Below are 25045 nucleotides of genomic sequence, written 5' to 3'. Positions count from 1 at the left end.
TTGTAAAAGGAAAGAGGGTGCCTTTTTGGACACCCCCTTCTTTTTTATAATGAATTAGAAACTACTGAAGGATTATTTAGACCGTTGAATGATCAGTTCATTTTGTAAGGCGCTATCATAGCGAATTCGGGGATGCTAACCTCAAACTCTTCCTGATCTGCCAATCGTTTCATGGCATAAGATCCTTTCATACTTCCCATGTCGGTCTTCAGGTTACATCCTGATACGTACTCATGTGATGAGCCGGGTTCTATTACAGGTTGTAAACCCACTACTCCTTCTCCTTCTACTTCTCTGTGGGTTCCGTTAGAGTCGAAAATAAACCAACGGCGGCGCATTAACTGTACACTGTATTCAGTAAGATTTTCAATGTTAATTTTATATGCAAACATATAATGATCGTTCGCAGGATTTGAATATTCTGGTTGATAGAGCGTTTCTACCGATATTTTTACACCTTCAGTAATTTGTGTGATCATGGTGAAAATCTATTATTTTAAACGTACGAAACTGCGGCAAAAATCACGCCATCTTATTTTTAAGATACTGAAGTATAATGAATTTGATATCAGGACAACAAAAAAACCGTACTATTGCAGGATTTCGGCTTCGTTATAGTTTCCTTTTATCTCTTCCAGTACTTCGAATATACTGGCAACGTCTTCCAGTGAAACTAATTTCATTCTGTACTCCTTGAAATTGGGAGTGCCTTTAAAATAGTTAGAATAATGCCTCCTCATTTCAAATATGCCCGTTTTTTCTCCCTTCCAGGCGATGGATTTGGCGAGATGAGTTAAGCACACTTCAACCCGTTCCGTTATAGTAGGCCCGGGGAGGAGTTCACCTGTATTGAAGAAATGTTTTATTTCCCGGAATATCCATGGGTAGCCAATAGCTGCACGACCTATCATTATTCCATCTGTTTCGTATTCAAGTCGCCAGTTGGCGGCTTTTTCCACAGAATCTACGTCTCCGTTTCCAAATATTGGAATAGCAACACGCGGATTACGTTTTACCTCTCGAATCAGGCTCCAGTCGGCTTGTCCTTTATACATTTGAGATCTGGTACGGCCATGAATAGTCAATGCCTTAATACCTACGTCCTGAAGCCGTTCGGCAACTTCATAAACATTTTTGCTGTTATCATCCCATCCAAGACGCGTTTTAACAGTTACAGGCAGGTGAGTGGCTTCAACAACAGCTTTTGTCATTTTTACCATCTTATCAATGTCCTTAAGCAAGCTGGCGCCGGCGCCTTTACAGGCAACATTCTTTACCGGGCATCCATAATTGATGTCGATAAGATCGGGGCCTGCCTGAGACGCTATTTCAGTAGCTTCACGCATAGACTCGATGTTACTCCCAAATATTTGTATCCCGATTGGACGTTCGTATTCAAAAATATCAAGCTTCTGCCGGCTTTTAGCGGCGTCGCGTATAAGACCCTCCGATGAGATAAATTCGGTGTACATCAGATCTGCGCCGTTTTGTTTACATACAAACCTGAACGGAGGATCACTCACGTCTTCCATTGGTGCCAGCAGCAGCGGGAACTCACCTAAATCAATATTTCCTATTTTTACCGGCATCACTTATGCTCAATACTTTATCTTTGCGAAGTTTAAACTGCAAAAGTACAAAAATATACAGCTATATGCCTCAGTACGGGTCAATCAAACGTCATCCTTTAACTTCTCTGCTTTTGCTGATATTATTATTTTTAACGTGCTATATAGTTTTTGCGTTTATAGCTTTCTTTCTCGCCTCGTTGATGTATGGAAAAGATATTCTTGCTATTGCAGCAGGTGATGTAGATACTGGTATGCTTCGATTGATCCAGGGAGTCACTTCTGCAGGTGCGTTCATTCTCCCGCCTCTCATTTTATCGTGGACGGAACGAAAATATGGGATTAACTATTTTGGAGATTACAAGAATGCCAGTGTTCAGCTCATTTTGCTAACTGTAGTGATCATGTTCGTTTCATCTCCTTTTTTGGAGTGGACGATCCGGATAAACCAAAACATGCATCTTCCTGAGTTTTTAAGGGGACTCGAGAACTGGATGAGAGAAAAAGAGGATCAGCTTGAAAATATGACAAAGCAGCTTCTGACAATGAATAGCATATCCGATTTTCTGATAAATCTGCTTATCATTGCACTGATTCCGGCCATCGGGGAAGAATTGGTTTTCAGAGGGGGCGTTCAGAATATTTTCAGCAGGTGGACGGGAAACTATCACCTGGGCATATGGATTGCTGCTATTTTATTCAGCGCTATTCATGTTCAGTTCTTTGGGTTTATACCACGGATGCTGCTTGGAGCTTTGTTCGGATATCTCTTTGTATGGAGCAGAAGCATCTGGATACCGGTACTTGCACATTTTATCAATAACGGAACTGCGGTTACGGGAGCTTATTTTCTTCAAAGGAAGGGTAAGTCGCTGGAAGAACTGGATAAAATACAGGATAATTCTTCACCTTATATGGTGGTGGTAAGTATAGTTTTCGCCTCTCTTATTTTATGGGCATTCTACACTTACCGTACTAAAACGAATTTAATTGATGAGCAAAATGGATAGTGAATGGGTGAAAGTATATACCTCACACGACTACTTTAAGTCGGAAATTGTGCGCCAGGTTCTTACCGAGCATGAAGTGGATGCGGTGGTACTCGATAAGCAGGGATTCCCCTATCGTATAGGTGAAGTTGAGGTCTACGTCCATCAGAGTAATTTTAACAGGGCGATCGAGATTATTATTAGTTCGGAGTTATGAAAACAAGAGCCATTACTGGTTTTTTCTTTGTATTAGTTATGCTTTCGGCCGTGTTGCTGGGCGAGATTACTTTTTCCATTTTCTTTTTAGTACTAAGTCTTTTAAGTCTGAATGAATTTTATCAGCTTGTAAAAACAGAAGAGACAAGGCCTGTACGTGCGGGTGGTATTCTGCTTGGCCTAAGTATTTTTGTACCTGTTATACTTCATTTCATTTACGGATATAATATTCATTGGATATTGATATCAGTGCCGGTTTCCGTGCTGATCTGTATCAGCGAACTATTTCGTAAGGAGAAGAAACCTTTTCATTCTATAGCGTATACTTTTTTTGGGGTCCTGATGGTGATAGTACCCTTTAGTTTTTATACTGCAGCAGCTTTTAGCAACGGAGAGTACAGCTTTCATTATTCGCTGGGCTTTCTGCTTCTTTTATGGGCCAGCGATACCGGCGCCTACCTTTTTGGCATAAAGTTAGGGAAGAATAAGCTTTTTGAACGCCACTCACCGAAGAAAACCTGGGAAGGGTTTTTCGGTGGGATGATCACCAGTCTGGCGGTTGCTTTTATATTGAGCACGCAGTTTACAGAACTATCGTCTCTGAACTGGGCTGTTATCTCTTTTCTGATTGTGGTGGGAGGGACTTTTGGCGACCTTTTTGAATCCATGCTGAAGCGAAGTATGAATGTTAAGGATTCAGGATCGTTATTACCTGGTCACGGGGGATTACTTGACCGTTTCGATGGATTGCTTTTGTCAGCTCCCCTGGTGTATGTTTATTTATATTTGATTTTTTCTGTCTAACGCATAGGAAATGGAAGAAACTGAAAAACCTGAAGAAGAAGTACCGGTATACAAGGACCGTTCACTGTTATATATGGGCATTGGATTGGGATTGTTGATCCTGATAATGGGATATCTGACTCTCTTTGTAGACGACCCCTGGAAAATATTCAGAAAGGATGAAGTGCCCGAAAAGGTTTTAGACGAGGGAAACTCATCTATTCTTAACAAGAGCGAGTCGATGAGTGACGAGGAGGTCAGGGCCTCTCTGGTTAAGTTTATTGAAGCCTTCTACTATGATCAGCGTAAGGGGTATTTTGATCCACCAAGCTATTTTGCGAAAATTACGGTCACTTTCTACAATTATCACAATCTTAATTACCAGCGTTTAAAAGATATATACTGGAAACGACTGGCTGATATGCATAATTTCAGTCGCAACTGGGTTGTATCTTCCCTGGATTTTGAAAGAAAAGATTCGAAAATTATCGCGAGCTACTGGACGAAAGAATCCTATTTCAAACCCTCTGTCAGGGAACAGTACTCGGCAGATATTAAATATGAAATGATCATTGATGAGGAAGGAAAAATAGAATCTTTGCGAGATATAGAGGTTCGTAATGAGGTGGCTAATAAAGTAGCACCTGATTCGGCTTTATTGAATACAGAACTGATAGAGGCTTCTCCAGCTGTTGTGTCTCAGGATGCCGATTCGAAGGTATACGATATGAATCTTGTTGAATCCGCTCCCGAGTTTAACGGAGGCCAGCGCGAATTGAATAAATATATTTCCAATAATATTAAGTACCCGGCTGCAGCCCGCCAGAATAATATCCAAGGGAAGGTTTACCTCTCATTTATTGTTGAGAAAGACGGATCTATAAATGATATTAAGGTGAAGCAGGGTATCGGCAGCGGATGTGATGAAGAAGCTATCCGGGTTTTAAGAAGTTCTCCAAAGTGGAAGCCCGGAATGATCAAAGGAAGTGCGGTTAGAACTTACTGCATTCTGCCGGTGACTTTTCAGCTGGAATGATTATTAGTATCAAGATAGTAGTATCGAGTATCAAGATCTTAGTATCAAGATGCTAGTATCAGGATAAACGCTCGTCTTGATACCTGATACTAATATCTTGATACTACGCGACGTCTAAGCCCCATAGTACATCTGTTCCAGCACTTCTATTGCGTCGTTCAGGTCTTTGACGTTCTCTACGGCAATTCTTAAGGTTTTCTTTACTTCTTTGAGGTTACAGCGGCGTTCATTTGCTTTTACGAACTGAAGAACGTTGCCGAACTGGTTGCTTTCGAAGTAGGGCGACTGCTGGTCGGACACGAAATAACCTTTCAGAGTATGCTTTTTGAAAGACACTTTCTCAAAACCGATTTCCTTACCGAGCCATTGCAGCTTTAAAGTATTTAATAACTCCCTCACCTGCTTTGGTACGGGACCGAAACGGTCGGCTAAGTTCTGGGTAAACGCTTCAAGTTGTTCTTCGTTTTCGAGCTTGGAAATCTCTGTGTAGAGGTTATATCGTTCTGTAATGTTGGTTACATAACTATCTGGTATCAACACTTCCAGATCGGTATCTATTTGAGTGAAAGAAATAACAGGACGGGGCTTTTCGTCCTTGAAAAGGTCCTTAAACTCGTCGTCCTTCAGCTCCTGGATGGCTTCGTCGAGGATTTTATGATACATTTCGAACCCAATCTCGGCAATAAATCCACTCTGTTCTGCACCGAGGAGGTTTCCGCTGCCTCTAATGTCCAAATCACGCATAGCAATATTGAAACCGCTTCCAAGGTCGGAGAATTCTTCGACTGCACTGAGGCGTTTTCTTGCTTCGGGTGTTAAGGTTGAAAGCGGAGGACTTAACAGGTAGCAGAACGCTTTTTTATTGGAACGGCCAACCCTGCCACGCATCTGGTGAAGATCGCTTAGTCCAAACATGTGGGCATGGTTAATGAGGATAGTGTTGGCATTTGGAATATCCAGACCGGCTTCAATAATTGTGGTGGCCACCAGCACATCGTACTCGCCGTTTATAAATTTCAGCATAACATCCTCCAGCTGCTCTCCTTCCAACTGTCCGTGCGCTATACCTATGTGCGCTTTTGGTACCAGTTTTTTAATTAATCCCCCTAGCTGAGGAAGATCCTGTACCCGGTTGTGAATAAAAAATACCTGCCCTCCCCGGTCGACTTCAAATTCGACAGCTTCCTTGATGAGTTTTTCGTTAAAGACATGCAATTCTGTAACTACCGGCTGTCTGTTTGGCGGAGGGGTGGCTATAATAGAGAGGTCCCTCGCTCCCATCAGCGAAAAATGCAATGTGCGTGGTATAGGTGTGGCCGTCAAAGTCAGCGAATCTACATTGGCTCGCAGCTGCTTGAGTTTTTCTTTTACACCGACTCCGAATTTCTGTTCCTCATCGATTATAAGAAGGCCGAGGTCTTTGAACTTTACGTCTTTACTTACGAGGCGGTGGGTACCTATGATAATATCGACCTTTCCTTCCTGTAGGCTGTTTAGTGTATCCTTAATTTGCTTGCTAGACTTAAAACGATTTACATAATCTATGTTACAGGGAAAATCCTTCAAACGCGATTTAAAGGTTTTATAATGCTGCAGGGCAAGAATAGTAGTAGGAACAAGCACTGCTACCTGTTTGCTGTCGGCTACAGCCTTAAAAGCGGCCCTCACGGCAATTTCAGTCTTTCCAAAGCCCACGTCGCCGCATACCAGACGGTCCATAGGATGGGGCGATTCCATATCTTTCTTTACGTCGGCCGTGGCCTTTTCCTGGTCGGGCGTGTCTTCATAAATGAAAGATGCTTCAAGCTCAGTCTGGAGATAAGTATCAGGAAGGAACGCGGTTCCGTTCTGTGCTTTACGCAAGGCGTAAATCTTAATCAGGTCCCGGGCGATGTCCTTTACTTTTTTTTTTGTCGTTTTTTTGAGCTTCTCCCAGGTGTCTGTCCCTAACTTATTCATCCTGGGAACCATTCCTTCTTTACCTGAATATTTAGAAATGCGGTTTAAGGAGTTAATATTCACATAAAGAAGGTCATTGTCGGCGTAGATCAGGCGGATCATTTCCTGGGTTTTGCCATTCACCTCCACTTTTTCAAGTCCGGCGTATTTACCGATACCATGATCAATATGGGTGATATAGTCGCCCGGCTTTAGCTCTCTGAGTTCTTTCAGGGTAATAGCTTGCGAGCGGGCATATCCTTTTTTGAGTTTGTATTTGTAATAGCGATCGAAAATCTGGTGATCGGTATAACAGGCGATCTTTAAGCTATAGTCTAGAAATCCCTCCCGAAGGGAGATATTAACCGGGGTAAACTTTACCGTTTTATCGATATCGGCGAAAATAGTATATAAGCGTTCTACCTGTTTGGCCGAATCGGTAAAGATAAAATTGCTTATTTTCTCTGATTCATTCTGATGGATGTTATGAATCAGGAGATTGAAATCTTTATTAAAAGAGGGCTGCGGCTTGGTTTCAAATTCAATAACCTCGGTAGGCTGATAGAAAAACTGCTTGCCAAATTCGGTTACCGGGAAGTCTTTAAGTTGATCTGCCAGCAGCTTCTCATCGGTGAAGTTGAATTTAGGATCTATCCAATCAGGGTTTTTGTTTTTATCTGCTGCCGATAACGCTTTCCATAACTCTACCGCTTTTTTGTAACCTGTGCTGAGGATATCGAGGGTGAACTGTACATCTTTAAACCAGATGGAGGTATCGGCATCTATATACTCCAGCAAAGAGATATTATGATCGGTAAGAAATTTCGATTGTACATTAGGAACAATGGTGATACTTTTTACCTGTTCCTGTGAAAGCTGATCTTCGATTTGAAAAGTACGGATACTTTCAATAAAATCGCCAAAGAATTCAACCCGGTACGGAAGGTCGTGCGAAAAAGAGAAAATATCGACAATGCCTCCCCTGATAGAAAACTGACCTGGCTCGTAAACGAAATCAACCCTGTCAAAATCGTACTCTATTAAGAATTCATTTATAAAATCGATGCTCAGCTTATTGCCCGTGGCAATTTCGAGCGTGTTTTTCTCAAGAGAGACCCGGTTAATTACTCTTTCTGCCAGCGCCTCGGGGTAAGTTACGATCAGCTTTCCGAATTCTGTGGCGTGGATGAGCTCATTTAACACCTCTGCCCTCTGCAGAACATTCACACTATCCGGTTGCGTAAAATCGAATGGTTTGCGGTATGAGGAAGGGAAGAGTAATATTTCTTTTTCAAAAAGGTTTTCAAGGTCGCTTTGAAAATAAGCTGCTTCTTCGCGGTCGGGCATTATAAATACCATGTTCCGGTGCTGCAAAAAGTAAAAGGCAGTAGCAACCATAGCATCGCTGGATCCGATGAGCCCTTTTAAATGAATCCGCGGATTCTTTCCCGAATTTAAAACTGCCGCTAGTTTTTCAATCCTGGAATCTTTTTTATACAGATCTAATATTTCCCGTACGTTCACTTTCTAAAATCAGCCGCAAATATAAATTTTTTGCCGTCAGCAATTATCCATGTGCCGCAGCTTAATTTTAACGCTGGTAAAACGGCATGTATTATAGAAATGCGCGGCTTCTGTTTTTGTTTCCTGATTTTATACGTTTATCATGGACCCTTGAATGTTGCTGCCGGCGATAACGGTCATTTAACTTAAATATAAGAAAATTTCACCGGTTAAGGAACAAATAGCCCGTTACAGATGTTAAAAGCACATTACATTTAGACCTTTTAAATATGAAAAATGCTATTAAATACGGGGCTGTTATCGGAATTTTAAGCGGTATATGGATACTGATTCTGCATCTTGCCGGTGCATATGAAAATGCCTATCCAAACTCTGATGGATTTTCGTGGCTGGAATATTTGTCCATTATTATACCTTTTGTGGGACTGTATTTCGGAATAAAGAGCTTCAGGGATAATTATAACGGCGGCAGGATGGAATTTTTTGAAGGTATTTTCGAAGGATTTAAGATTATGGTGGTAGGTGGAATTATTGCGGCATTCTTTGCTACTGTTTATATTCAATATGTGGCTCAGTCGCTAAAGATGGATGTTATGGGACGTATAGGAGGTGCAGGTGTCGTAGGTGTTTTATTTACTTTGGCGATTTCGTTACTTTTGATGAATAAACAAAGGAACCTGTAGTTGAAGCCAGTAAATTATTTATTTGAGTTATCTGTATGGGTTTTTGCTCTAATTGCACTTGCTTTTGTAAACCCCGCCAGCCATCATTATACATTATGTCCGTTAGCCAACCTTGGTTTTAGCTGGTGTCCAGGTTGTGGCTTGGGACGTTCTATAGCCTGTATCCTTCATGGAAACTTTGGGCTTTCTTTTGAGTATCATTGGTTTGGGGTTCCGGCCACTCTATTTTTATTGCACAGGATTTGGCAATTGTCTAAAAAATGTTTGGTATATTTCGGGCATAAACCAACATAATGGACTATCAAAATTTACTCTACAACCTTAAAGGTGTAACCCCTGAGGAGTTCAGCTTTCTGCAACAGATTATGAACGGTATGACGCCTGAGCAGGCGCAAAGATTTATCATGTTTTATTCGGGCAAACGTCGCAGTCCGAATGATATTTTAGTTTTTACCCTTATTGGATTTCTTGGAGTGGCGGGTATACAAAGGTTCATCACCAGGCAGATCGGTATGGGAATACTGTATTTTCTTACGGGCGGCTTATGTTTTATTGGTACTATTGTTGACGCTATAAATCACAGAAGTCTTGCCCAGGAGTTTAATCAGGATGCAGCAATTGAATGCGCTCAGATGGTGAAGATGATGTAATTTATTATGGGCAGTGAAGCAGGAAAATGGATGATCGTTGCCGGCGCTTTTATTTTACTCGCGGGTGTGGCAGTCTATTTCTTTCATGATAAACTTCACTGGCTAGGGAATCTTCCGGGCGATCTCAGGATTGAAAGGGAAAACTTCAGATTTTATTTCCCTTTTACAACAATGATTATTATCAGCCTGATTATAAATCTTGTTATCCGGCTTTTCAGATAATGCTGTCTTTATCGTACAAATATTCAGGATGATAACTTCCAGATGCAATTAATATCTATTTTTGTAGGATATGCCTCAAGATTTTGCTGCATCCGGAAGTTTAGGCCTTCTGGCTATAATTGGACTAGTATTTACAGCGTTATTTTGCTTAACGCTCTACAACACCCTGATCCTGATTAAACCGGAGAACCGGAAGATCAAACCTGTGACCGTTTGGCTGTTATTTGTTCCGGGATTCAATATTATCTGGAATTTTTTTGTGGTATTGGGCCTCGCAACCTCAATAAAGGATGAACTCTTAAGCCGTGATTATGAGGTGACGGATAAGCCGGGATTATTTTCGGGCATAGGTTATTCGGTTGTTTCATGCCTGGCTCTTGTGCCCTATGTAATCGAAGTTCCGAAAGAATGGTTCTGGGCATTGGGGGTGATAGGCTTGCTGCAATTGATTTTCTTTGTGCAGTACTGGATGAAAGTAAACTGGTATAAAACAATTCTTAAACGGGATAGCTTAGGAGAAGAAGAGGCATGAAGTTACAACAAATCTGCTCTTTTTTAGAAACGATAGCCCCCCTATCCTATCAGGAGGACTATGATAACTCGGGTCTGATAACAGGAAGTCCGGATATGGAAGTTACCGGCGCCCTGATTTCGCTTGACTGCCTGGAGCCTGTTTTAGACGAAGCTATACGCTTAGGATGTAACCTGGTTATTTCTCATCATCCGATTGTTTTTAAGGGCTTGAAGAAGTTCAATAAGCGGACTTATGTGGAGCGGGTGGTGATGAAAGCTATAAAACACGATATCGCGTTATATGCTATTCATACAAACTTCGATAACGTTCTTAACGGCGTGAACGCGAGAATCTGTGAAAAGCTTGGCGTCAAAGATTTTACGATACTTTCGCCGAAGGGAGGACTGTTAAAAAAGCTGGTTACTTTTTGCCCTTCCGCGCACGCTGACATAGTGAGGAACGCTCTTTTTGAAGCCGGTGCTGGTTCGATAGGCAACTATTCTGAATGCAGTTATAACACTGAAGGATTCGGCACGTTTAAAGGCACTGAAAATACAAATCCGTTTGTTGGTGAAAAAGGCGTACAGCACCGGGAAGCTGAAGTGAGGATTGAAACCATCTATCCGGCAGTAATCGAACGGCAGCTGATCGTTGCCCTTTTACAGGCGCACCCCTACGAAGAAGTAGCTTACGACCTTTATCCTTTAACTAATTCTTTTGAAACCGGGTCAGGAATGGTTGGGTACCTGTCGGAGGAGATGGATGAGCTTTCCTTTCTGCAACTACTTAAAGAAAGATTAAGTGCGAAAGTGGTACGCCATACCGCTTTACGGGGTAAAAAGGTAAGAAGAGTGGCGGTTTGCGGAGGTTCAGGAAGCTTCCTTTTGCAGAGGGCAATTGCATCGGGAGCGGATGTTTTTGTTACTGCTGATTTTAAGTATCATGAGTTTTTTGATGCCGACGGGAAAATTATTATTTCGGACGTGGGACATTTTGAAAGTGAGCAATTTACACAGGAATTGTTATTTGAAATAATTACAAAAAAATTTCCTAACTTTGCACTCCATTTAACATCAATACATACAAACCCAATAAATTATTTAATTTAATGGAACAAACCGTAGAACAAAGGCTTAAGGCTTTATACGAACTGCAAACCATCCATACTAAAATTGATAAAATCAGGCAGGTAAGGGGTGAACTTCCAATGGAAGTAGCTGATCTGGAAGATGAAGTAGCCGGCCTTGAAACCCGCATACAGAAAATTAAGGCGGAACTTGATGAGCTGGAAGATTCTATTGTCACCAGGAAAAACATGATCAGGGATGCTCAGTCGAATATTAAAAAATATGAGACTCAGCTTAACGAGGTAAAGAATAACCGTGAGTATGATGCTATTTCGAAAGAGATAGAGATTCAGGGACTGGAAATTCAGGTATGCGAGAAGAAGATCCGGGAATATGGATTTGAGATAACCAATAAAACTCAGGTATACGAGAAAGCACAGGCAGATCTTGAAGAACGGCAGAAAGACCTTGAAATAAAAAGGGCTGAGCTGAATAATATTACTTCTGAAACTGAAAAAGAAGAGCAGGACCTTTCAGCGAAAGCGAAAGAGGCCGAAGTTCAGATTGAAGAACGACTTTTAACTGCATATAAACGTTTGCGTAATAACGCTAAAAACGGCCTTGCTGTAGTAACTATCCAACGTGATTCGTGCTCGGGATGTTTTAACCAGATTCCTCCTCAGCGTCAGCTTGATATCCGCCAGCACAAGAAAATTATAGTTTGCGAGCATTGCGGACGAATCCTTGTTGACGAGGCGCTTACTGCCGAACACCAGGAAGTTAGCGAAAATGAGTTTTAAGTATCAGTACTTATCATAAAATTAAGAAAGCGCCGGATATGGCGCTTTTCTTGTTTAGTGGGTAATCTAGCCTTCAAAAGAGCTTCCCTTGTTTTCCTGCAGCCGGTGTAAAATGATTTAAATTTAAAGCCGGCATTGATCGTCCTTTAAGGAAGCGATTCACAGAGATCTTAAATAACTGATGAATACTTTCGGCTACTTTGCCATCGCCTCGCATCCTGTTTCCCCAACGGCTGTCATTTAGTTTTCCGCCATGACATGATGCGATCAGGTTCAGCACTTTTTCTGCGCGGTCAGGATATGCCTTGTGAATCCAGTCGCTGAAGATCTCTCCTATCGCGCCGTTCAGCCTGATCAGGGTAAAGATTGCACCGAGAGCCCCCTGGTCTGCCGCTGCTTTAATCAGGGCCGGGATCTCGTCACTATTCAGGCCCGGTATTATAGGACCCATCATTACCCGTGCGGGAATGCCATTCGATGTTAGCTTGTTTATCACCATTAACTTGGTCTTTGCCGTGACTGTGCGCGGTTCAAGTTTCTGCCTGAGGCTTTCATTCAACGAAGTAATAGTTACATTAACCTGTACCAGATCGAGCTTTGCAAGTTCTTTCAGGATGTCAATATCTCTCACAATCAGGTTGTTTTTGCTGATAATGCTCACGGGGTGCTTATATTTAAGGAATACTTCGAGCAAAGAGCGCGTTATTTTAAGCTTTCTTTCAATAGGTTGATAGCAGTCGGTATTTCCTGAGAGCATTATAGGCAAAGGTTTATAGCCGGGCTTGTTGAGAAACTTTTCAAGTAATTCTGCAGCATTTTTCTTTACCACAATCTTTCTTTCAAAATCGAGCCCTGCACTGAAACCGAGGTATTCGTGCGCATTGCGGGCATAACAATATAGACAGCCGTGTTCACACCCCTGGTAGGGGTTGATTGAATACGAAAATGAGATATCGGGACTGTCGGATACGCTCACAATTGATTTAGGATGAGCCTCGATAATCTGTGTAGCGATATTTTCATAAAGTATTTCATCCAAACCTTCTATATGTTCAGTAACATATTTGTTCTTAAGGAATTTATTATGGGTATTTATCTGGGCTCCCCTTCCCTTAAAGTAATCGTCGTTATTTTCAAAAGGCATACGCAAAAATGCTAAATATATTAGTATTGTTCAAACAATATTCAGAGTTAATAGTTAATGAATTGCATCATTACATAAGCTATGGAAAAAGTGAATGACAATAAGGAAACGCTAAAAGGATCGAATACGGTGAAAGATCCGGACGAATGGACTACAGGTGATGAACCAATGACAGGAGCGCAACGTTCATATCTAACAACGCTTTCGTCTGAAGCTGGTGAGGTGTTTGATGAAAATCTAACTAAAGCGGAGGCTTCAAAGTTAATTGATGAGCTCCAACATAAAACCGGCAGGGGCTTGGAGAGTAAGGATTAATGGATCAACTCATTGGCGAAAGATGTTGAAAGTTGAGTTTTCTTAAGGAGGAAATTTAATGCTTTTAGCCGATCTGAATACGATTTCTGATTCCCCGAACGTTCATCTTTTAAAAAAATCGTAAAAATGAGATTATAAATACGCTGGTTTTTTATTTTTTAAGCTAAGTTTGCGCGGCATTTCAGGTCCGGACTTTTAGAGTCAGTACGTCAGTTTTATAGTATAACGCTTAAACCTGAAAGCTTTAATTCAATAGCAATCCAGTTTATTGATATTAAACATTAATATTTTAGACGTTTATACAGGAATGAAAAGGTCAGGCAAGTATGTAGTATCCCGGCGAATTGACAAGGTGTTTTTCCAGCTAAGTGATGTCTATAGATTTGTAGTCCGTTTTTTTAAAGAGGTATTCCTGCCTCCTTACGAATTTAAGGAAATGATCAGACAGTGCTACGAGGTGGGGTATAAATCCCTTCCGCTGATCACTTTAACGGGTTTCATTACCGGATTGGTTTTTACAAAGCAGTCGCGTCCTTCTCTTGCAGAATTCGGTGCAGCATCCTGGTTACCAAGCCTGGTCGCAATTGCGATTATCAGAGCTTTAGCGCCGCTGGTTACCGCTTTGATTGCTGCCGGAAAAGTTGGATCACACATTGGAGCAGAGCTGGGTTCTATGAAAGTAACCGAGCAAATAGACGCTATGGAAGTATCAGCCACCAATCCTTTTAAGTTTCTTGTAGTTACCCGTATTGTCGCTACGACATTAATGATACCCATACTTGCAATGTATACCGGGTTTGTGGGTATGCTCGGATCTTTTATTAACGTGAGCCAGAATGAGCAAACCAGTTTATCCGCTTTTATAGAAGACGCATTTAAAAGTATCTCATTTCTCGATTTGTTTTCGTCGGTATTTAAAGCTACTGTTTTCGGCTTTACCATAGGAACCGTTGGTTGTTACGAGGGTTTTAACTCCTCAAAAGGTACTGAAGGTGTCGGCAAGGCTGCGAATTCTGCTGTCGTGGTATCGATGTTCCTTATTTTTATTGAAGAAATACTTGTTGTTCAGGTAGTGAACGCTATAAGGTAAGATGGAAAAGAAATTATCGCCCATAGACAGCTCGAATCATGTTATCTCTATAAAGGGGCTTGAAAAGTCTTTTGGCGACCTCAGTGTATTAAAGGGGGTAGATCTCGAGCTCTATCAGGGAGAGAATCTGGTGGTTCTCGGACGATCAGGTACAGGTAAATCGGTATTAATTAAAGTAATATCGGGACTGCTAAAGCCTGATAAAGGAGTAGTTAACGTACTGGGCCAGGAGGTCGACAAGCTCACTCCAAAAGATTTACAGAAGCTTCGGCTTAAAATAGGCTTTTCTTTTCAGAACAGCGCGCTTTACGACAGTATGACGGTACGTGAGAATCTGGAATTCCCATTGGTGCGAAATTCAAAGCATTTAAGCCGTGCCGAAAAAAACAGTGCGATTGAGTCGGTACTGGATGCTGTTGGTTTATTGCAAGCGATTAACCAGATGCCATCGGAACTTTCAGGCGGGCAGCGTAAACGTATAGGTATTGCAAGAACGTTGATCATGCGGCCTCTTATTATGCTCTACGACGAACCCACAGCCGGCCTTGATCCAATTACTTCAATAGATATAAATAATCTCATAAACGAGGTGCAAGAGCGATATAATACCTCATCTATTATAATCACCCACGACCTCACCTGTGCGAAATCGACTGGCGACAGAATTATGATGTTGTTGGAAGGACGCTTCGAGAGGCAGGGATCATTCGAAGACGTATTTAATACAGAGGATGAGAGGATTAAAACATTTTATAATTATAATTTTACAACTTGATGGAAGCTACAGAAAATAAAAGGTCTGTAATAGTAGGAATTTTCGTTCTGCTTGGAATAGTTGTTTTTGTTGCGGGTATATTTACCCTTGCCGGGCAGCAGAAACGTTTTGTAAAAAGCATCGAGCTGAATGCCGTTTTCAACGATGTTGCTGGTCTGAAAGCAGGCAATAACGTTTGGTTTTCGGGAGTGAAAGTTGGAACGGTAAAGAAAATAGACTTTTATGGAATAGCCCAGGTAAAGATAAAGATGAGCATTGAGGAGGAAGCGCAGAAGTATATACACAAAAATGCTTTTGCTCAGATCAGCTCCGAAGGCTTTATCGGGAACCGGATCATCGTCATCGACGGAGGCAGTCCAAATCTTCCCATTGTAGAGAACGGTGATATTCTGCGCGCCAAAAATTCTGTGAGCACGGATCAGATGCTCGCTGATTTACAGACAAATAACAGGAACCTGATAGATATAACAGGAAACCTTAAGATTATCAGCACCAGGATTGCAAAAGGAGAAGGAGCTATTGGCGCTCTTTTGACCGATTCGGTTATGGCGCTTAACCTGCGTGCTACCATGACTGGGCTTCGGGATGCCTCGCAGAATATTAACCGCACTGCAGTATCGCTTTCAAACTTTTCCTCTAAACTCAATACCAAAGGGGGACTGGTAGACGAGCTTTTAACGGATACCGTAGTATTTAAAGATTTAAAATCGTCAATAGCTGAAATACAGAAATTAAGCGTGTCTGCCTCTTCTCTTTCGGCAAATCTTGATAATGCCGGCAAGAAACTGAATGAAACAAACAGTCCGGTAGGTCTGCTGTTAAACGACCAGCAATCTGCTGAAAGCTTGAGAAAGACGATTATGAACCTTGAAACGAGCACAAAGAAGTTGGATGAGAATCTGGAGGCGCTTCAACATAACTTCCTGCTCAGGGGCTTTTTCAGGAAGAAAGAGAAGGAAGGCAGGAAGTGAGTTGCGGGTTGTAGGTTGTGAGTATCAAGTATCAAGTATCAAGTATCAAGTATCAAGTATCAAGTATCAAGTATCAAGTATCTAGTAAAGTTAAACGGGCAAAGGTATTAAACTCAATATTCTTACTAAACCTTTTTTGTCAATAATAATCTGATTCTGACAGTTAACGTCTGAAAGCTCAGCTTTAGCTGAATCCTGATAGCTAATCTCTGAACGCTCTGCCTGGGCTAATAGCTAACAGCTAATAGCTGAAAAAGCATGCTGCTTTTTCAAATTCCCAGCGCTTCGCAGGCTTTTTCGGCGGCTAGCTTTTCAGCATTCTTCTTGTTGTAATCGCGGCCGACCCCTTTATTCTCTCCGTCGATGAGTACACTGATTGTAAAAAGCTTGGAGCTTTCGCCTTCTTCGTTTTCAATCAGTTCAAAAGTAATATCTTTTCCCTCGCGCTGGCACCACTCTATCAGTTTGCTCTTAAAATTACTTTCTGTTTTTTCGAGCATGAGTATATCAACGTGTGGTTTGATGATCCTGTTGATAATGAAGTCTCTGGTGAAATTATATCCTTTATCGAGATATATTGCGCCGATAAGCGCCTCAAAAGCGTCTCCTAGTAAGGAGCTTTGTTTGGTTGGAAAGTTAACGATCCGGTTATCGTATTCAATCAATTCACCCAGACCAAGTTTTCTGGCAAGTTGATTAAGGTTTGCACGGCTTACAATTTTAGAACGCATTTCGGTAAGAAAGCCCTCCGTTTTGTAAGGGTACAGTTTAAAAAGTTCCTCAGCAATTACCGAACCCAGAACAGCATCTCCCAGGAATTCCAGGCGCTCATTGCTGTTCTTCGTGCCATTCTTCAAAAGAATCGCTACTGATCTGTGCCTGAACGCCATTCTGTAGAGCGTGACATTTCCAGGAACAAAACCCAACAGGTTCTTTAATAAGTTTATATACTTTCGCTTCGGGGAGAAATAAAGTTTATAAATTGTTGAGAAAGGCATCTGCTATAGAAGAATCTAGAGTAAAGAGTCAGGAATCATGTTATTAACGGATGACATTCCAGGAACAGTCATATACCAAATAATGAAATATTCGCTTTTGTTTCTATTTCGCTAACGTCCATCCGTTAAGGTGCAAACCAAACAGAATTACAGCTTTAACAAAAAACCTAACTCCCTACTAAAATTATCCTTCATATTTTTTGAAGATCACAGAAGCATTATGTCCGCCGAAACCAAACGTATTGCTCTGAGCAGCTCTTACGAGTCGCTCCTGGGCTGTGTTAAATGTCAGGTTTAAACGAGGATTAATTTCCGGATCGTCAGTAAAATGATTGATAGTAGGAGGAACAATGTTGTTTTTCACCGCCAAAATAGCAGCGATACTTTCAATTGCTCCGGCGGCTCCAAGCAGGTGGCCTGTCATTGACTTGGTAGAACTGATATTCAGGCGGAAAGCATCCTCACCAAATAAATCGATGATAGCTTTTGATTCACTGATATCACCAAGAGGAGTAGACGTACCGTGCACGTTGATATAATCAATATCAGATGTACTGAGGCCTGCGTCCTTCAGGGCATTTGTCATTACCAGTCTGGCACCCAGTCCTTCCGGGTGAGGAGCTGTGATATGATTCGCATCCGCGCTCATGCCTCCGCCGACGATTTCAGCATAGATTTTAGCACCTCTGGCTTTGGCATGTTCCAGCTCTTCCAAGATGATTGTTCCGGCACCTTCTCCCGCCACAAAACCATCGCGGTCCTTATCAAAAGGCCTTGAGGCTGTCGCCGGATCTTCATTACGGGTGGATAAGGCATGCATCGCATTGAAACCTCCCATCCCTGCTTCGTTGATGATCGCTTCCGATCCTCCGGAAATAATCACATCGGCCATCCCCAGCCTAAGGTAATTAAAGCCGTCTATCAGAGCGTTAGTTGACGAAGCGCATGCAGATACCGTTGAAAAATTAGGACCTCTGAGGCCATATTTTATCGAGATGTGCCCTGGCGCAATATCGAGGATCATCTTGGGAATGAAGAATGGATTATAACGGGGGGTGCCGTCGCCTTTAGCAAAATTGCTTACTTCGTCGAGGAATGTCTTCAATCCTCCAATCCCTGATCCCCAGATTACACCAATGCGATTGGTATCCGATGTGTCAAAATCTAATCCTGAGTCAATAACAGCCTCATCGGTCGAAACCAATGCGTATTGAACAAAAGGATCCAGCTTACGTACTTCTTTTCTGTCGAGGAAATCTTCCGGTTTGAAGTTCTTTACTTCACAGGCAAACTTAGTTTTGAAGTTTGTAGCATCAAACCGTGTAATCGGAGCAGCGCCGCTCACCCCATTGATGAGGCCGTTCCAATACTCTGTAACGGTATTTCCAATTGGGGTGAGCGCACCAAGTCCTGTTACTACAACTCTTTTTAGCTCCATTTATAGTGTGGCAGCGTGAATTACTTTACGTTTTTTTCTAAATAAGCGATAGCCTGGCCTACTGTACCGATAGTTTCGGCCTGGTCATCAGGTATAGCCACGTTGAACTCTTTTTCGAACTCCATAATCAATTCTACGGTGTCCAAAGAGTCTGCACCCAGATCATTTGTAAATGATGCTTCAGGTGTCACTTCGCTCTCATCTACACCTAATTTTTCAACGATAATTGCTTTTACTCTTGAAGCGATATCAGACATAGTTTTTATTATTTTAATGGTTAAAAATTCTGTGCAAAGAAAAATAAATTCTGATAAATATCAAACCTTTTTGTTTTTGGTTAAAAATGAATAACATGGCTCAATAATTGTTATTCTTTCGTACCTTCGTGCCGTTTTTTATTGCATTTTGAATAGACTTACTCTAAAATACGAACCAGACCTCGATTTTGTTTTAATCGCAATAACCTCTTCATTGAAGGATTATATGCTTTGTTTTAAAATCAATAAGCAATTATCGATCGGTTTTGTTCGTATTACAGAACTGCCTCTTCAGTTAAGTGCCTCAGGAGAAACGGTTTATTTTTCAAGATATCATTATCAGATACCCGAAACAGAAACTGATTTTTTCCTGTTAGCAAATAAAGGTACAGAAGGATATTTAATTCCCGAAATGAAAAGAGTAGATTATTTTATCCTGATAAAGAATTATTTAGATGAAGAGGACATGGAAAGCTTTCTGGACGGGATTAATAAGATTCCCGAGGTAGTAGTTGCTGCAGAAGTAAATCCCGAAAAGTTAAAATCTAAAGAAAATCTGATATTTTAGCACAAATTAATTTAAGTGTAACATATTTACACTAATACACATACCATATTTAATAGGTTAAGATGAGACAAGTTCACAAACGGACAAAGATAGTGGCAACATTAGGGCCTGCCTCGGCAAGCAAGGAAACGCTGCTAAGTATGATCAAGGTAGGGGTAAATGTTTGTCGCCTCAATTTTTCGCATGGCAGTCAGGCAGATCACCAGAAAGTTATCGATACAATCCGTGATATTAATCAGAAGTATAAGATCCACGTGGGAATCCTTGCTGATTTGCAGGGCCCTAAGATCAGGATAGGAATGGTTAAAGACGGCGGGATCCAGCTGATCAACGGAAATCAGATCGATATCACTACTAACGAAATGATAGGAGATGAACAGCAGATCTATATTACCTATTCGAATTTTCCGAAAGATGTAAGAGCAGGCGAAATTATCCTTCTCGACGACGGAAAACTTCAGTTGCGCGTACTCGACACCAATAACAAAGACAAGGTTACCTGCGAGGTTGTTCACGGAGGAATTCTTACATCACGTAAGGGAGTGAACCTTCCAAATACAAAAATATCTATACCAAGTCTTACTGAAGAAGACCTGAGCAACCTTGAATTTGCACTTGCAAACGATGTTGAATGGATCGGGCTCTCTTTCGTTCGTACCGGCGAAGATATCATCGATCTGAAGCGGATCATTAACCGCAGCGGAAAAATGGCCAGGGTAATAGCCAAAATTGAAAAACCTGAAGCTGTTGATAATATCGACGAGATCATCAGAGCTACTGACGGCGTGATGGTTGCCCGTGGTGATCTCGGAGTTGAGATGCCAATGGAGCAGGTTCCTGTTCTTCAGAAGATGATCGTACGCAAATGCCGTGAGGCCTCCAAGCCGGTTGTAATTGCAACACAGATGCTGGAAAGTATGATCACTACTCCCCGTCCTACCCGTGCTGAAGTAAACGACGTGGCCAATTCTGTATTGGATGGCGCCGATGCGGTAATGCTTAGCGGTGAAACTTCAGTTGGAGAATTTCCTGTGATCGTAGTAGATACAATGAGCAAGATCATCAGGAACATTGAGGAAACAGCGTATCCGTACTATACACCGAAAAAACTGGATGTAAATTCTGCAACCTACATGGCTGATGCTGTGTGTGGTTCTGCTGTTTATCTTTCAGAAAAGACGAATGCCTGTGGCATCATATCAATGACTTCTTCGGGCTACACCGCTTTCGAAATTTCGAGCCACCGCCCGAAAGCTACGACCTACATTTTCACAAATAACAAAAATCTGCTGAATACCCTCAGCCTTCTTTGGGGCGTACGTGGTTTTTACTATGATAAGCAGGAAAGTACCGACCGGACTATCAGCGATGTTAACCGCATCCTAAAAGAAGAAAAGATGATCATGCCGGGCGATGCTGTAATTAATACAGCGGCCATGCCGATAGAAAAGCGCGGCAAAACCAACATGATCCGGGTGACGGTGGTTGATTAGGCTATTGGCAATTAGCTATTGGCGAATAAAGGTATTAAATAAAAGAGGTTGCTTCTAGCCAGGCAACCTCTTTTATTTTGACTATAAACATTACAGAAAACGCTTAGCACGTCCAAATAATTATCCTTGCTACTGCTAACTGCCAACAGCCAATAGCCAATAGCTTCTTTATAGTTTTCCACAAATTAAATGTTTCAGAATCAACGTTCTCTAACACATTTCAAGCAGTGAAAGGGGTACGGTTTGCAGGCATGTGGAAAACCAGAATTCACTTCAGTTAACCTTAATGTTAATTTTGAGTAAAAACCCCTTAAAATTACGGGGTCTATCTATTGGGGAACATACCAAAACTAAAATTTAAGACATTAATAATATAAAAAGTACTCAAACTATGAGCAAAAAAACAGCAGCAAAGACAGCAGGAGGAACCGGCAGCGGTTTGCAGTTCCAGCGTTACTTCAGCAAAGAAGGAGTGAACGTTTACGATCTTTTCACCTACGAAAAGCGCTCCTCGGTCATTAGAAATCCTGCAGGTGATGCAGTGTTTGAAATGAAAGATGTGGAAGTTCCGAACTCATGGAGCCAGGTGGCTACAGATATCCTTGCGCAGAAATACTTTAGAAAAGCCGGTGTACCTCAGGCAGACGGAACTACCGGCTCTGAGAGAAGCATTAAACAAGTAGCGCACCGTATGGCCGACTGCTGGAAGCAATGGGGCCAGCGTTACGGGTATTTTGCTTCTAAAGAAGATGCTGATATTTTTTACGACGAACTCGTCTATACTATTGTAGGTCAGCTTGCTGCTCCTAATTCGCCTCAGTGGTTCAATACCGGCTTACACAGCTCTTACGGAATTACAGGTAAACCACAGGGACACTATTTTGTTGATCCCGAAACAGAAGAACTGAAGAAATCTACTTCCGCCTACGAGCGCCCGCAACCGCACGCTTGTTTTATTCTGTCGGTAACCGACGATCTGGTTAACGACGGTGGCATCATGGATCTTTGGGTACGTGAAGCACGCATATTTAAATATGGATCAGGCGTCGGAACGAACTTCTCCTCTATCCGCGGAGAAAATGAAAAACTTTCGGGAGGAGGCTATTCATCCGGATTAATGTCCTTCCTTAAGATCGGCGATCGTGCTGCCGGAGCAATAAAGTCGGGGGGTACTACCCGTCGTGCTGCAAAGATGGTTTGTCTTGATCTGGACCACCCTGAAATAGAAAATTTTGTTAACTGGAAAGTAGAAGAAGAACGCAAAGTAGCCGCTCTGATTGCCGCCGGATATTCTTCCGACTATGAAGGCGAAGCTTATCGCACAGTATCTGGTCAGAATTCAAACAACTCGGTTCGTATCCCCAATGCATTCTTCAAAGCACTAGAGGGCGGGTCTGCCTGGGATTTAAAATCAAGGACCGATGGCCGCACACTGAAATCGATCTCCGCTGATAAGCTTTGGCAGGATATCGCATTTGCTGCCTGGGCCTGTGCCGATCCTGGTGTTCAGTATGATACTACTATCAACGAATGGCATACTTGTCCCGAAGGCGGACGCATCAATGCATCCAACCCTTGTTCAGAATATATGTTCCTGGATAACACGGCTTGTAATCTTGCCTCTGTTAACCTGGCGCACTTCTTTAACCCCGATACCTTTGTGTTTGATGTGAAGGGGTATGAACACGCCTGTCGTATCTGGACTGTCGTGTTAGAAATCTCTGTGCTGATGGCTCAGTTCCCTTCTAAGGAAGTAGCTCAGCTGTCGTACGATTACCGCACTCTGGGACTTGGATATGCTAACCTGGGCTCTATGCTCATGGTTGCAGGTATTCCTTACGACAGTGAAAAAGCAAGGGCTATAGGTGGCGCTATCACCGCTATCATGACCGGTACCGCTTATGCAACTTCAGCGGAAATGGCCAAGTCGCTCGGTGCATTCAAACGTTATGATGAAAATAAACAGCATATGCTGCGTGTGATGCGTAATCATCGTTTTGCTGCCTATAATTCGACAGAGAACTATGAAGGCCTGGAAATTGCGCCTCCGGGAATTGACCCGAAATATTGCCCTGATTACCTCCTTTCTGCAGCTTGCAATTCATGGGATAAGGCCGTAGAACTAGGCGAGAAATACGGATATCGTAATGCTCAGACAACGGTTATTGCACCTACCGGAACCATTGGCCTGGTAATGGATTGCGATACTACCGGTATCGAGCCTGATTTTGCTCTTGTGAAATTTAAGAAGCTTTCTGGCGGCGGTTATTTTAAGATCATCAACCAGGCGGTACCAGCTGCACTTAAAAACCTTGGATATAAGGAACATGAGATCGAGGCGATTATCAATTACGCCAAAGGTAGTGCGACTCTAAAAGGTGCGCCCCACATTAACTTTGATACACTTCTTTCCAAAGGCTTTAAACAGGCTGAAATCGAAAAATTAGATAAAGCAGTAATATCAGCTTTTGAAATAGGATTTGTATTTAACCAGTGGACACTAGGCGAAGACTGCCTGAAACGTCTGGGCTTCAAACCTGAAAAATATAACTCTCCTGATTTCAATTTTCTGCGTGCACTTGGATTCAGCCGTCAGCAGATTGCCGAAGCAAACGAATTTATTTGCGGAACCATGACCCTGGAAGGTGCTCCTTACCTTAAAGAGAGCCACTACCCAATATTCGATTGCGCTAATAAATGCGGAATGAAAGGTCAGCGGTATATCCATGCTCACGGTCATATTAAAATGATGGCTGCAGCCCAGCCTTTCCTTTCGGGCGCTATTTCTAAAACGATCAATTTGCCCAACGAAGCAACAGTAGAAGAAATAAAGGATTGTTATCAGCTTTCCTGGGAATTAGGTCTTAAGGCGAATGCACTTTACCGCGACGGATGTAAATTATCTCAGCCTCTTTCTACCAAATCTTCCAGCAAGGAAGAAGATTCAATAGATTCTGTGGAAGAGGTTTTAGGTGAAGCTGCCAATGTTAAGTTAAGCGATCTTACTCCTGAACAGGTGCTTGAAGCAGCCCGTGCCATCATCGAGAAATCAACCGATACCACGTTCAAACGCCAGCTTTCGTCTGTTGTTCAACGCAAAGTTTTGCCGGCTAAACGTAGTGGCTTCACGCAGAAAGCAGCGGTAGGCGGACAAACCATTTATGTACGTACCGGACAGTATGAAGACGGGACACTAGGTGAGATCTTTGTGGATATGCATAAAGAAGGTGCTACGTTCAGATCGCTGATGAACTGCTTTGCTATAGCAGTATCGGTAGGCCTTCAGTACGGTGTGCCGCTCGAAGAATTTGTGGATAAGTTCGTGTTCACCCGCTTTGAGCCTTCAGGTATGGTTTCGGGTCACGATAATATTAAGAGTGCTACCTCTATAATCGACTACATCTTCAGGCTTCTGGGATATGAATACCTTGACAGATCTGATCTTGTACACGTGATAACCGAGCAAAATGCTGTTTTAGGCAACCCTCAGCTTGTTGATGAAGATGAGAACGCCTACGAGAATACTTTCGCAGAAACCCCTTCTGAGAAAGTTAAAGCAGATAAAGTATACAAACCAGTTCTTGATATTTCGGGAGGCGCCCAGTCAGACGCTCCGGCATGTACTAATTGCGGCCATATTATGGTTCGCTCGGGAACCTGTTACAAATGTCTGAATTGTGGTACACAGGGAGGTTGCTCGTAGGATTAAGAGAGAAAAGAAGTAAGAATCAGGAAGCAAGAGGCAGCGGAGACGGATTAGAGAATGGATGCCATTAGCTGAGGAGCCTGGATTCTAAAATTAGAAAAGGGAAATAATTGAAGCCCGGATCGGAAGGTCCGGGCTTTTTGCATATAGCCGGGGGGCCGAAAAGAGGATCGGCAGAGACCCGCGCCCGAAATAAGGCACACTTAGTGCTTACATAGCAGGCACTTTTTGCGCACGTTATTCGCTCGCCGAGCGAACGAAGTGCGAACAAAGTGCGCGGAAAGTGCGATTCAGGTGCGC

At 42.3% G+C, this 25045-nt stretch carries 25 protein-coding genes; 18 read left to right on the top strand and 7 right to left on the bottom strand.

Going from position 1 to position 25045, the window contains the following annotated elements; all coding sequences use genetic code 11:
* Positions 1-92: 92 nt before the first annotated feature.
* Positions 93-479, bottom strand: coding sequence for a Co2+/Mg2+ efflux protein ApaG (apaG, locus tag BDE36_RS01490; protein WP_128768145.1), 387 nt, complete (start codon positions 477-479; stop codon positions 93-95).
* Positions 480-590: 111 nt separating this feature from the next.
* The gene (gene dusB / locus BDE36_RS01485) at positions 591-1589 is read right to left on the bottom strand and encodes a tRNA dihydrouridine synthase DusB (RefSeq protein ID WP_128768146.1); all 999 of its coding nucleotides are present in this window, start codon (positions 1587-1589) and stop codon (positions 591-593) included.
* Between the two features lie 65 nt (positions 1590-1654).
* Here dusB and BDE36_RS01480 point away from each other — a divergent pair, with 65 nt between their 5' ends.
* Genes BDE36_RS01480 through BDE36_RS01465 form a run of 4 tightly spaced genes read left to right on the top strand, consistent with a single transcriptional unit; the run spans position 1655 to position 4592 of the window.
* The gene (locus tag BDE36_RS01480) at positions 1655-2578 is read left to right on the top strand and encodes a CPBP family intramembrane glutamic endopeptidase (protein WP_161987513.1); all 924 of its coding nucleotides are present in this window, start codon (positions 1655-1657) and stop codon (positions 2576-2578) included.
* Positions 2562-2774 (top strand): putative signal transducing protein, encoded by a 213-nt coding sequence (locus tag BDE36_RS01475; protein ID WP_235833016.1) that lies wholly within the window; start codon positions 2562-2564, stop codon positions 2772-2774. Before BDE36_RS01480 ends, BDE36_RS01475 begins: the two co-directional genes overlap by 17 nt.
* Positions 2771-3577, top strand: a complete 807-nt coding sequence (locus BDE36_RS01470) for a phosphatidate cytidylyltransferase (RefSeq protein WP_141813463.1) — start codon at positions 2771-2773, stop codon at positions 3575-3577. Before BDE36_RS01475 ends, BDE36_RS01470 begins: the two co-directional genes overlap by 4 nt.
* A 10-nt stretch (positions 3578-3587) precedes the next feature.
* Complete coding sequence (locus BDE36_RS01465; RefSeq protein WP_128768149.1) at positions 3588-4592, top strand: energy transducer TonB; 1005 nt, start codon at positions 3588-3590, stop codon at positions 4590-4592.
* A gap of 114 nt (positions 4593-4706) precedes the next feature.
* Here BDE36_RS01465 and mfd read toward each other — a convergent pair whose 3' ends face one another.
* On the bottom strand, positions 4707-8054 hold the full coding sequence (gene mfd / locus BDE36_RS01460; RefSeq protein WP_141813462.1) for a transcription-repair coupling factor: 3348 nt from the start codon (positions 8052-8054) through the stop codon (positions 4707-4709).
* Positions 8055-8323: 269 nt separating this feature from the next.
* Here mfd and BDE36_RS01455 point away from each other — a divergent pair, with 269 nt between their 5' ends.
* The 7 genes from BDE36_RS01455 to BDE36_RS01425 all read left to right on the top strand — a co-directional run bounded on the left by BDE36_RS01455 (position 8324) and on the right by BDE36_RS01425 (position 11990).
* The gene (locus BDE36_RS01455; RefSeq protein WP_128768151.1) at positions 8324-8737 is read left to right on the top strand and encodes a DUF4199 domain-containing protein; all 414 of its coding nucleotides are present in this window, start codon (positions 8324-8326) and stop codon (positions 8735-8737) included.
* Complete coding sequence (locus BDE36_RS24215) at positions 8738-9031, top strand: DUF2752 domain-containing protein (protein WP_141813461.1); 294 nt, start codon at positions 8738-8740, stop codon at positions 9029-9031.
* On the top strand, positions 9031-9387 hold the full coding sequence (locus BDE36_RS01445) for a TM2 domain-containing protein (protein WP_128768153.1): 357 nt from the start codon (positions 9031-9033) through the stop codon (positions 9385-9387). The genes BDE36_RS24215 and BDE36_RS01445 overlap by 1 nt, the downstream gene beginning before the upstream one ends.
* A gap of 6 nt (positions 9388-9393) precedes the next feature.
* On the top strand, positions 9394-9609 hold the full coding sequence (locus tag BDE36_RS01440; protein ID WP_128768154.1) for a DUF2905 domain-containing protein: 216 nt from the start codon (positions 9394-9396) through the stop codon (positions 9607-9609).
* Between the two features lie 70 nt (positions 9610-9679).
* On the top strand, positions 9680-10141 hold the full coding sequence (locus BDE36_RS01435; protein WP_141813460.1) for a hypothetical protein: 462 nt from the start codon (positions 9680-9682) through the stop codon (positions 10139-10141).
* A complete protein-coding gene (locus BDE36_RS01430; protein WP_141813459.1) occupies positions 10138-11232 on the top strand; it encodes a Nif3-like dinuclear metal center hexameric protein in 1095 nt (364 codons plus the stop codon). Before BDE36_RS01435 ends, BDE36_RS01430 begins: the two co-directional genes overlap by 4 nt.
* A complete protein-coding gene (locus BDE36_RS01425; RefSeq protein ID WP_128768157.1) occupies positions 11232-11990 on the top strand; it encodes a zinc ribbon domain-containing protein in 759 nt (252 codons plus the stop codon). The genes BDE36_RS01430 and BDE36_RS01425 overlap by 1 nt, the downstream gene beginning before the upstream one ends.
* Before the next feature lie 73 nt (positions 11991-12063).
* On the opposite strand, the gene BDE36_RS01420 is transcribed toward BDE36_RS01425, so the two are convergent.
* Positions 12064-13134: a PA0069 family radical SAM protein gene (locus BDE36_RS01420; protein ID WP_202618224.1), complete on the bottom strand. Its 1071-nt coding sequence runs from the start codon at positions 13132-13134 to the stop codon at positions 12064-12066.
* Between the two features lie 81 nt (positions 13135-13215).
* Here BDE36_RS01420 and BDE36_RS01415 point away from each other — a divergent pair, with 81 nt between their 5' ends.
* The 4 genes from BDE36_RS01415 to BDE36_RS01400 all read left to right on the top strand — a co-directional run bounded on the left by BDE36_RS01415 (position 13216) and on the right by BDE36_RS01400 (position 16285).
* Entirely contained in the window at positions 13216-13449 is a 234-nt protein-coding gene (locus BDE36_RS01415) for a DUF3072 domain-containing protein (RefSeq protein WP_141813457.1), read from the top strand.
* A gap of 307 nt (positions 13450-13756) precedes the next feature.
* On the top strand, positions 13757-14539 hold the full coding sequence (locus BDE36_RS01410; protein WP_128768160.1) for an MlaE family ABC transporter permease: 783 nt from the start codon (positions 13757-13759) through the stop codon (positions 14537-14539).
* Between the two features lies 1 nt (position 14540).
* On the top strand, positions 14541-15314 hold the full coding sequence (locus BDE36_RS01405; RefSeq protein ID WP_128768161.1) for an ABC transporter ATP-binding protein: 774 nt from the start codon (positions 14541-14543) through the stop codon (positions 15312-15314).
* The gene (locus BDE36_RS01400; RefSeq protein ID WP_141813456.1) at positions 15314-16285 is read left to right on the top strand and encodes an MlaD family protein; all 972 of its coding nucleotides are present in this window, start codon (positions 15314-15316) and stop codon (positions 16283-16285) included. The genes BDE36_RS01405 and BDE36_RS01400 overlap by 1 nt, the downstream gene beginning before the upstream one ends.
* 269 nt (positions 16286-16554) lie before the next feature.
* Here the strand turns inward: BDE36_RS01400 and rnc are convergent, their stop codons facing one another.
* The 3 genes from rnc to BDE36_RS01385 all read right to left on the bottom strand — a co-directional run bounded on the left by rnc (position 16555) and on the right by BDE36_RS01385 (position 18978).
* Positions 16555-17283 (bottom strand): ribonuclease III, encoded by a 729-nt coding sequence (gene rnc, locus BDE36_RS01395; protein WP_202616824.1) that lies wholly within the window; start codon positions 17281-17283, stop codon positions 16555-16557.
* A 184-nt stretch (positions 17284-17467) separates the two neighbouring features.
* Positions 17468-18721: a beta-ketoacyl-ACP synthase II gene (gene fabF, locus BDE36_RS01390; RefSeq protein ID WP_128768163.1), complete on the bottom strand. Its 1254-nt coding sequence runs from the start codon at positions 18719-18721 to the stop codon at positions 17468-17470.
* Positions 18722-18741: 20 nt separating this feature from the next.
* Positions 18742-18978: an acyl carrier protein gene (locus tag BDE36_RS01385; protein WP_008508386.1), complete on the bottom strand. Its 237-nt coding sequence runs from the start codon at positions 18976-18978 to the stop codon at positions 18742-18744.
* 148 nt (positions 18979-19126) lie between these two features.
* Between BDE36_RS01385 and BDE36_RS01380 the strand changes: the two genes are divergently transcribed.
* The 3 genes from BDE36_RS01380 (at position 19127) to BDE36_RS01370 (ending at position 24742) form a co-directional block, all read left to right on the top strand.
* Positions 19127-19546 carry an IPExxxVDY family protein gene (locus BDE36_RS01380; protein ID WP_128768164.1) on the top strand — a complete coding sequence of 140 codons (420 nt, stop codon included), beginning with the start codon at positions 19127-19129 and terminating at the stop codon, positions 19544-19546.
* A gap of 62 nt (positions 19547-19608) precedes the next feature.
* A complete protein-coding gene (gene pyk, locus BDE36_RS01375) occupies positions 19609-21039 on the top strand; it encodes a pyruvate kinase (RefSeq protein WP_128768165.1) in 1431 nt (476 codons plus the stop codon).
* Between the two features lie 391 nt (positions 21040-21430).
* Positions 21431-24742, top strand: a complete 3312-nt coding sequence (locus tag BDE36_RS01370; protein ID WP_141813455.1) for a vitamin B12-dependent ribonucleotide reductase — start codon at positions 21431-21433, stop codon at positions 24740-24742.
* Positions 24743-25045 lie beyond the last annotated feature (303 nt).

Origin of the sequence: Arcticibacter tournemirensis, from assembly GCF_006716645.1 — a bacterium.
GTDB classification, from domain to species: domain Bacteria; phylum Bacteroidota; class Bacteroidia; order Sphingobacteriales; family Sphingobacteriaceae; genus Arcticibacter; species Arcticibacter tournemirensis.
This window is presented reverse-complemented; position numbering and strand designations above follow the sequence as displayed.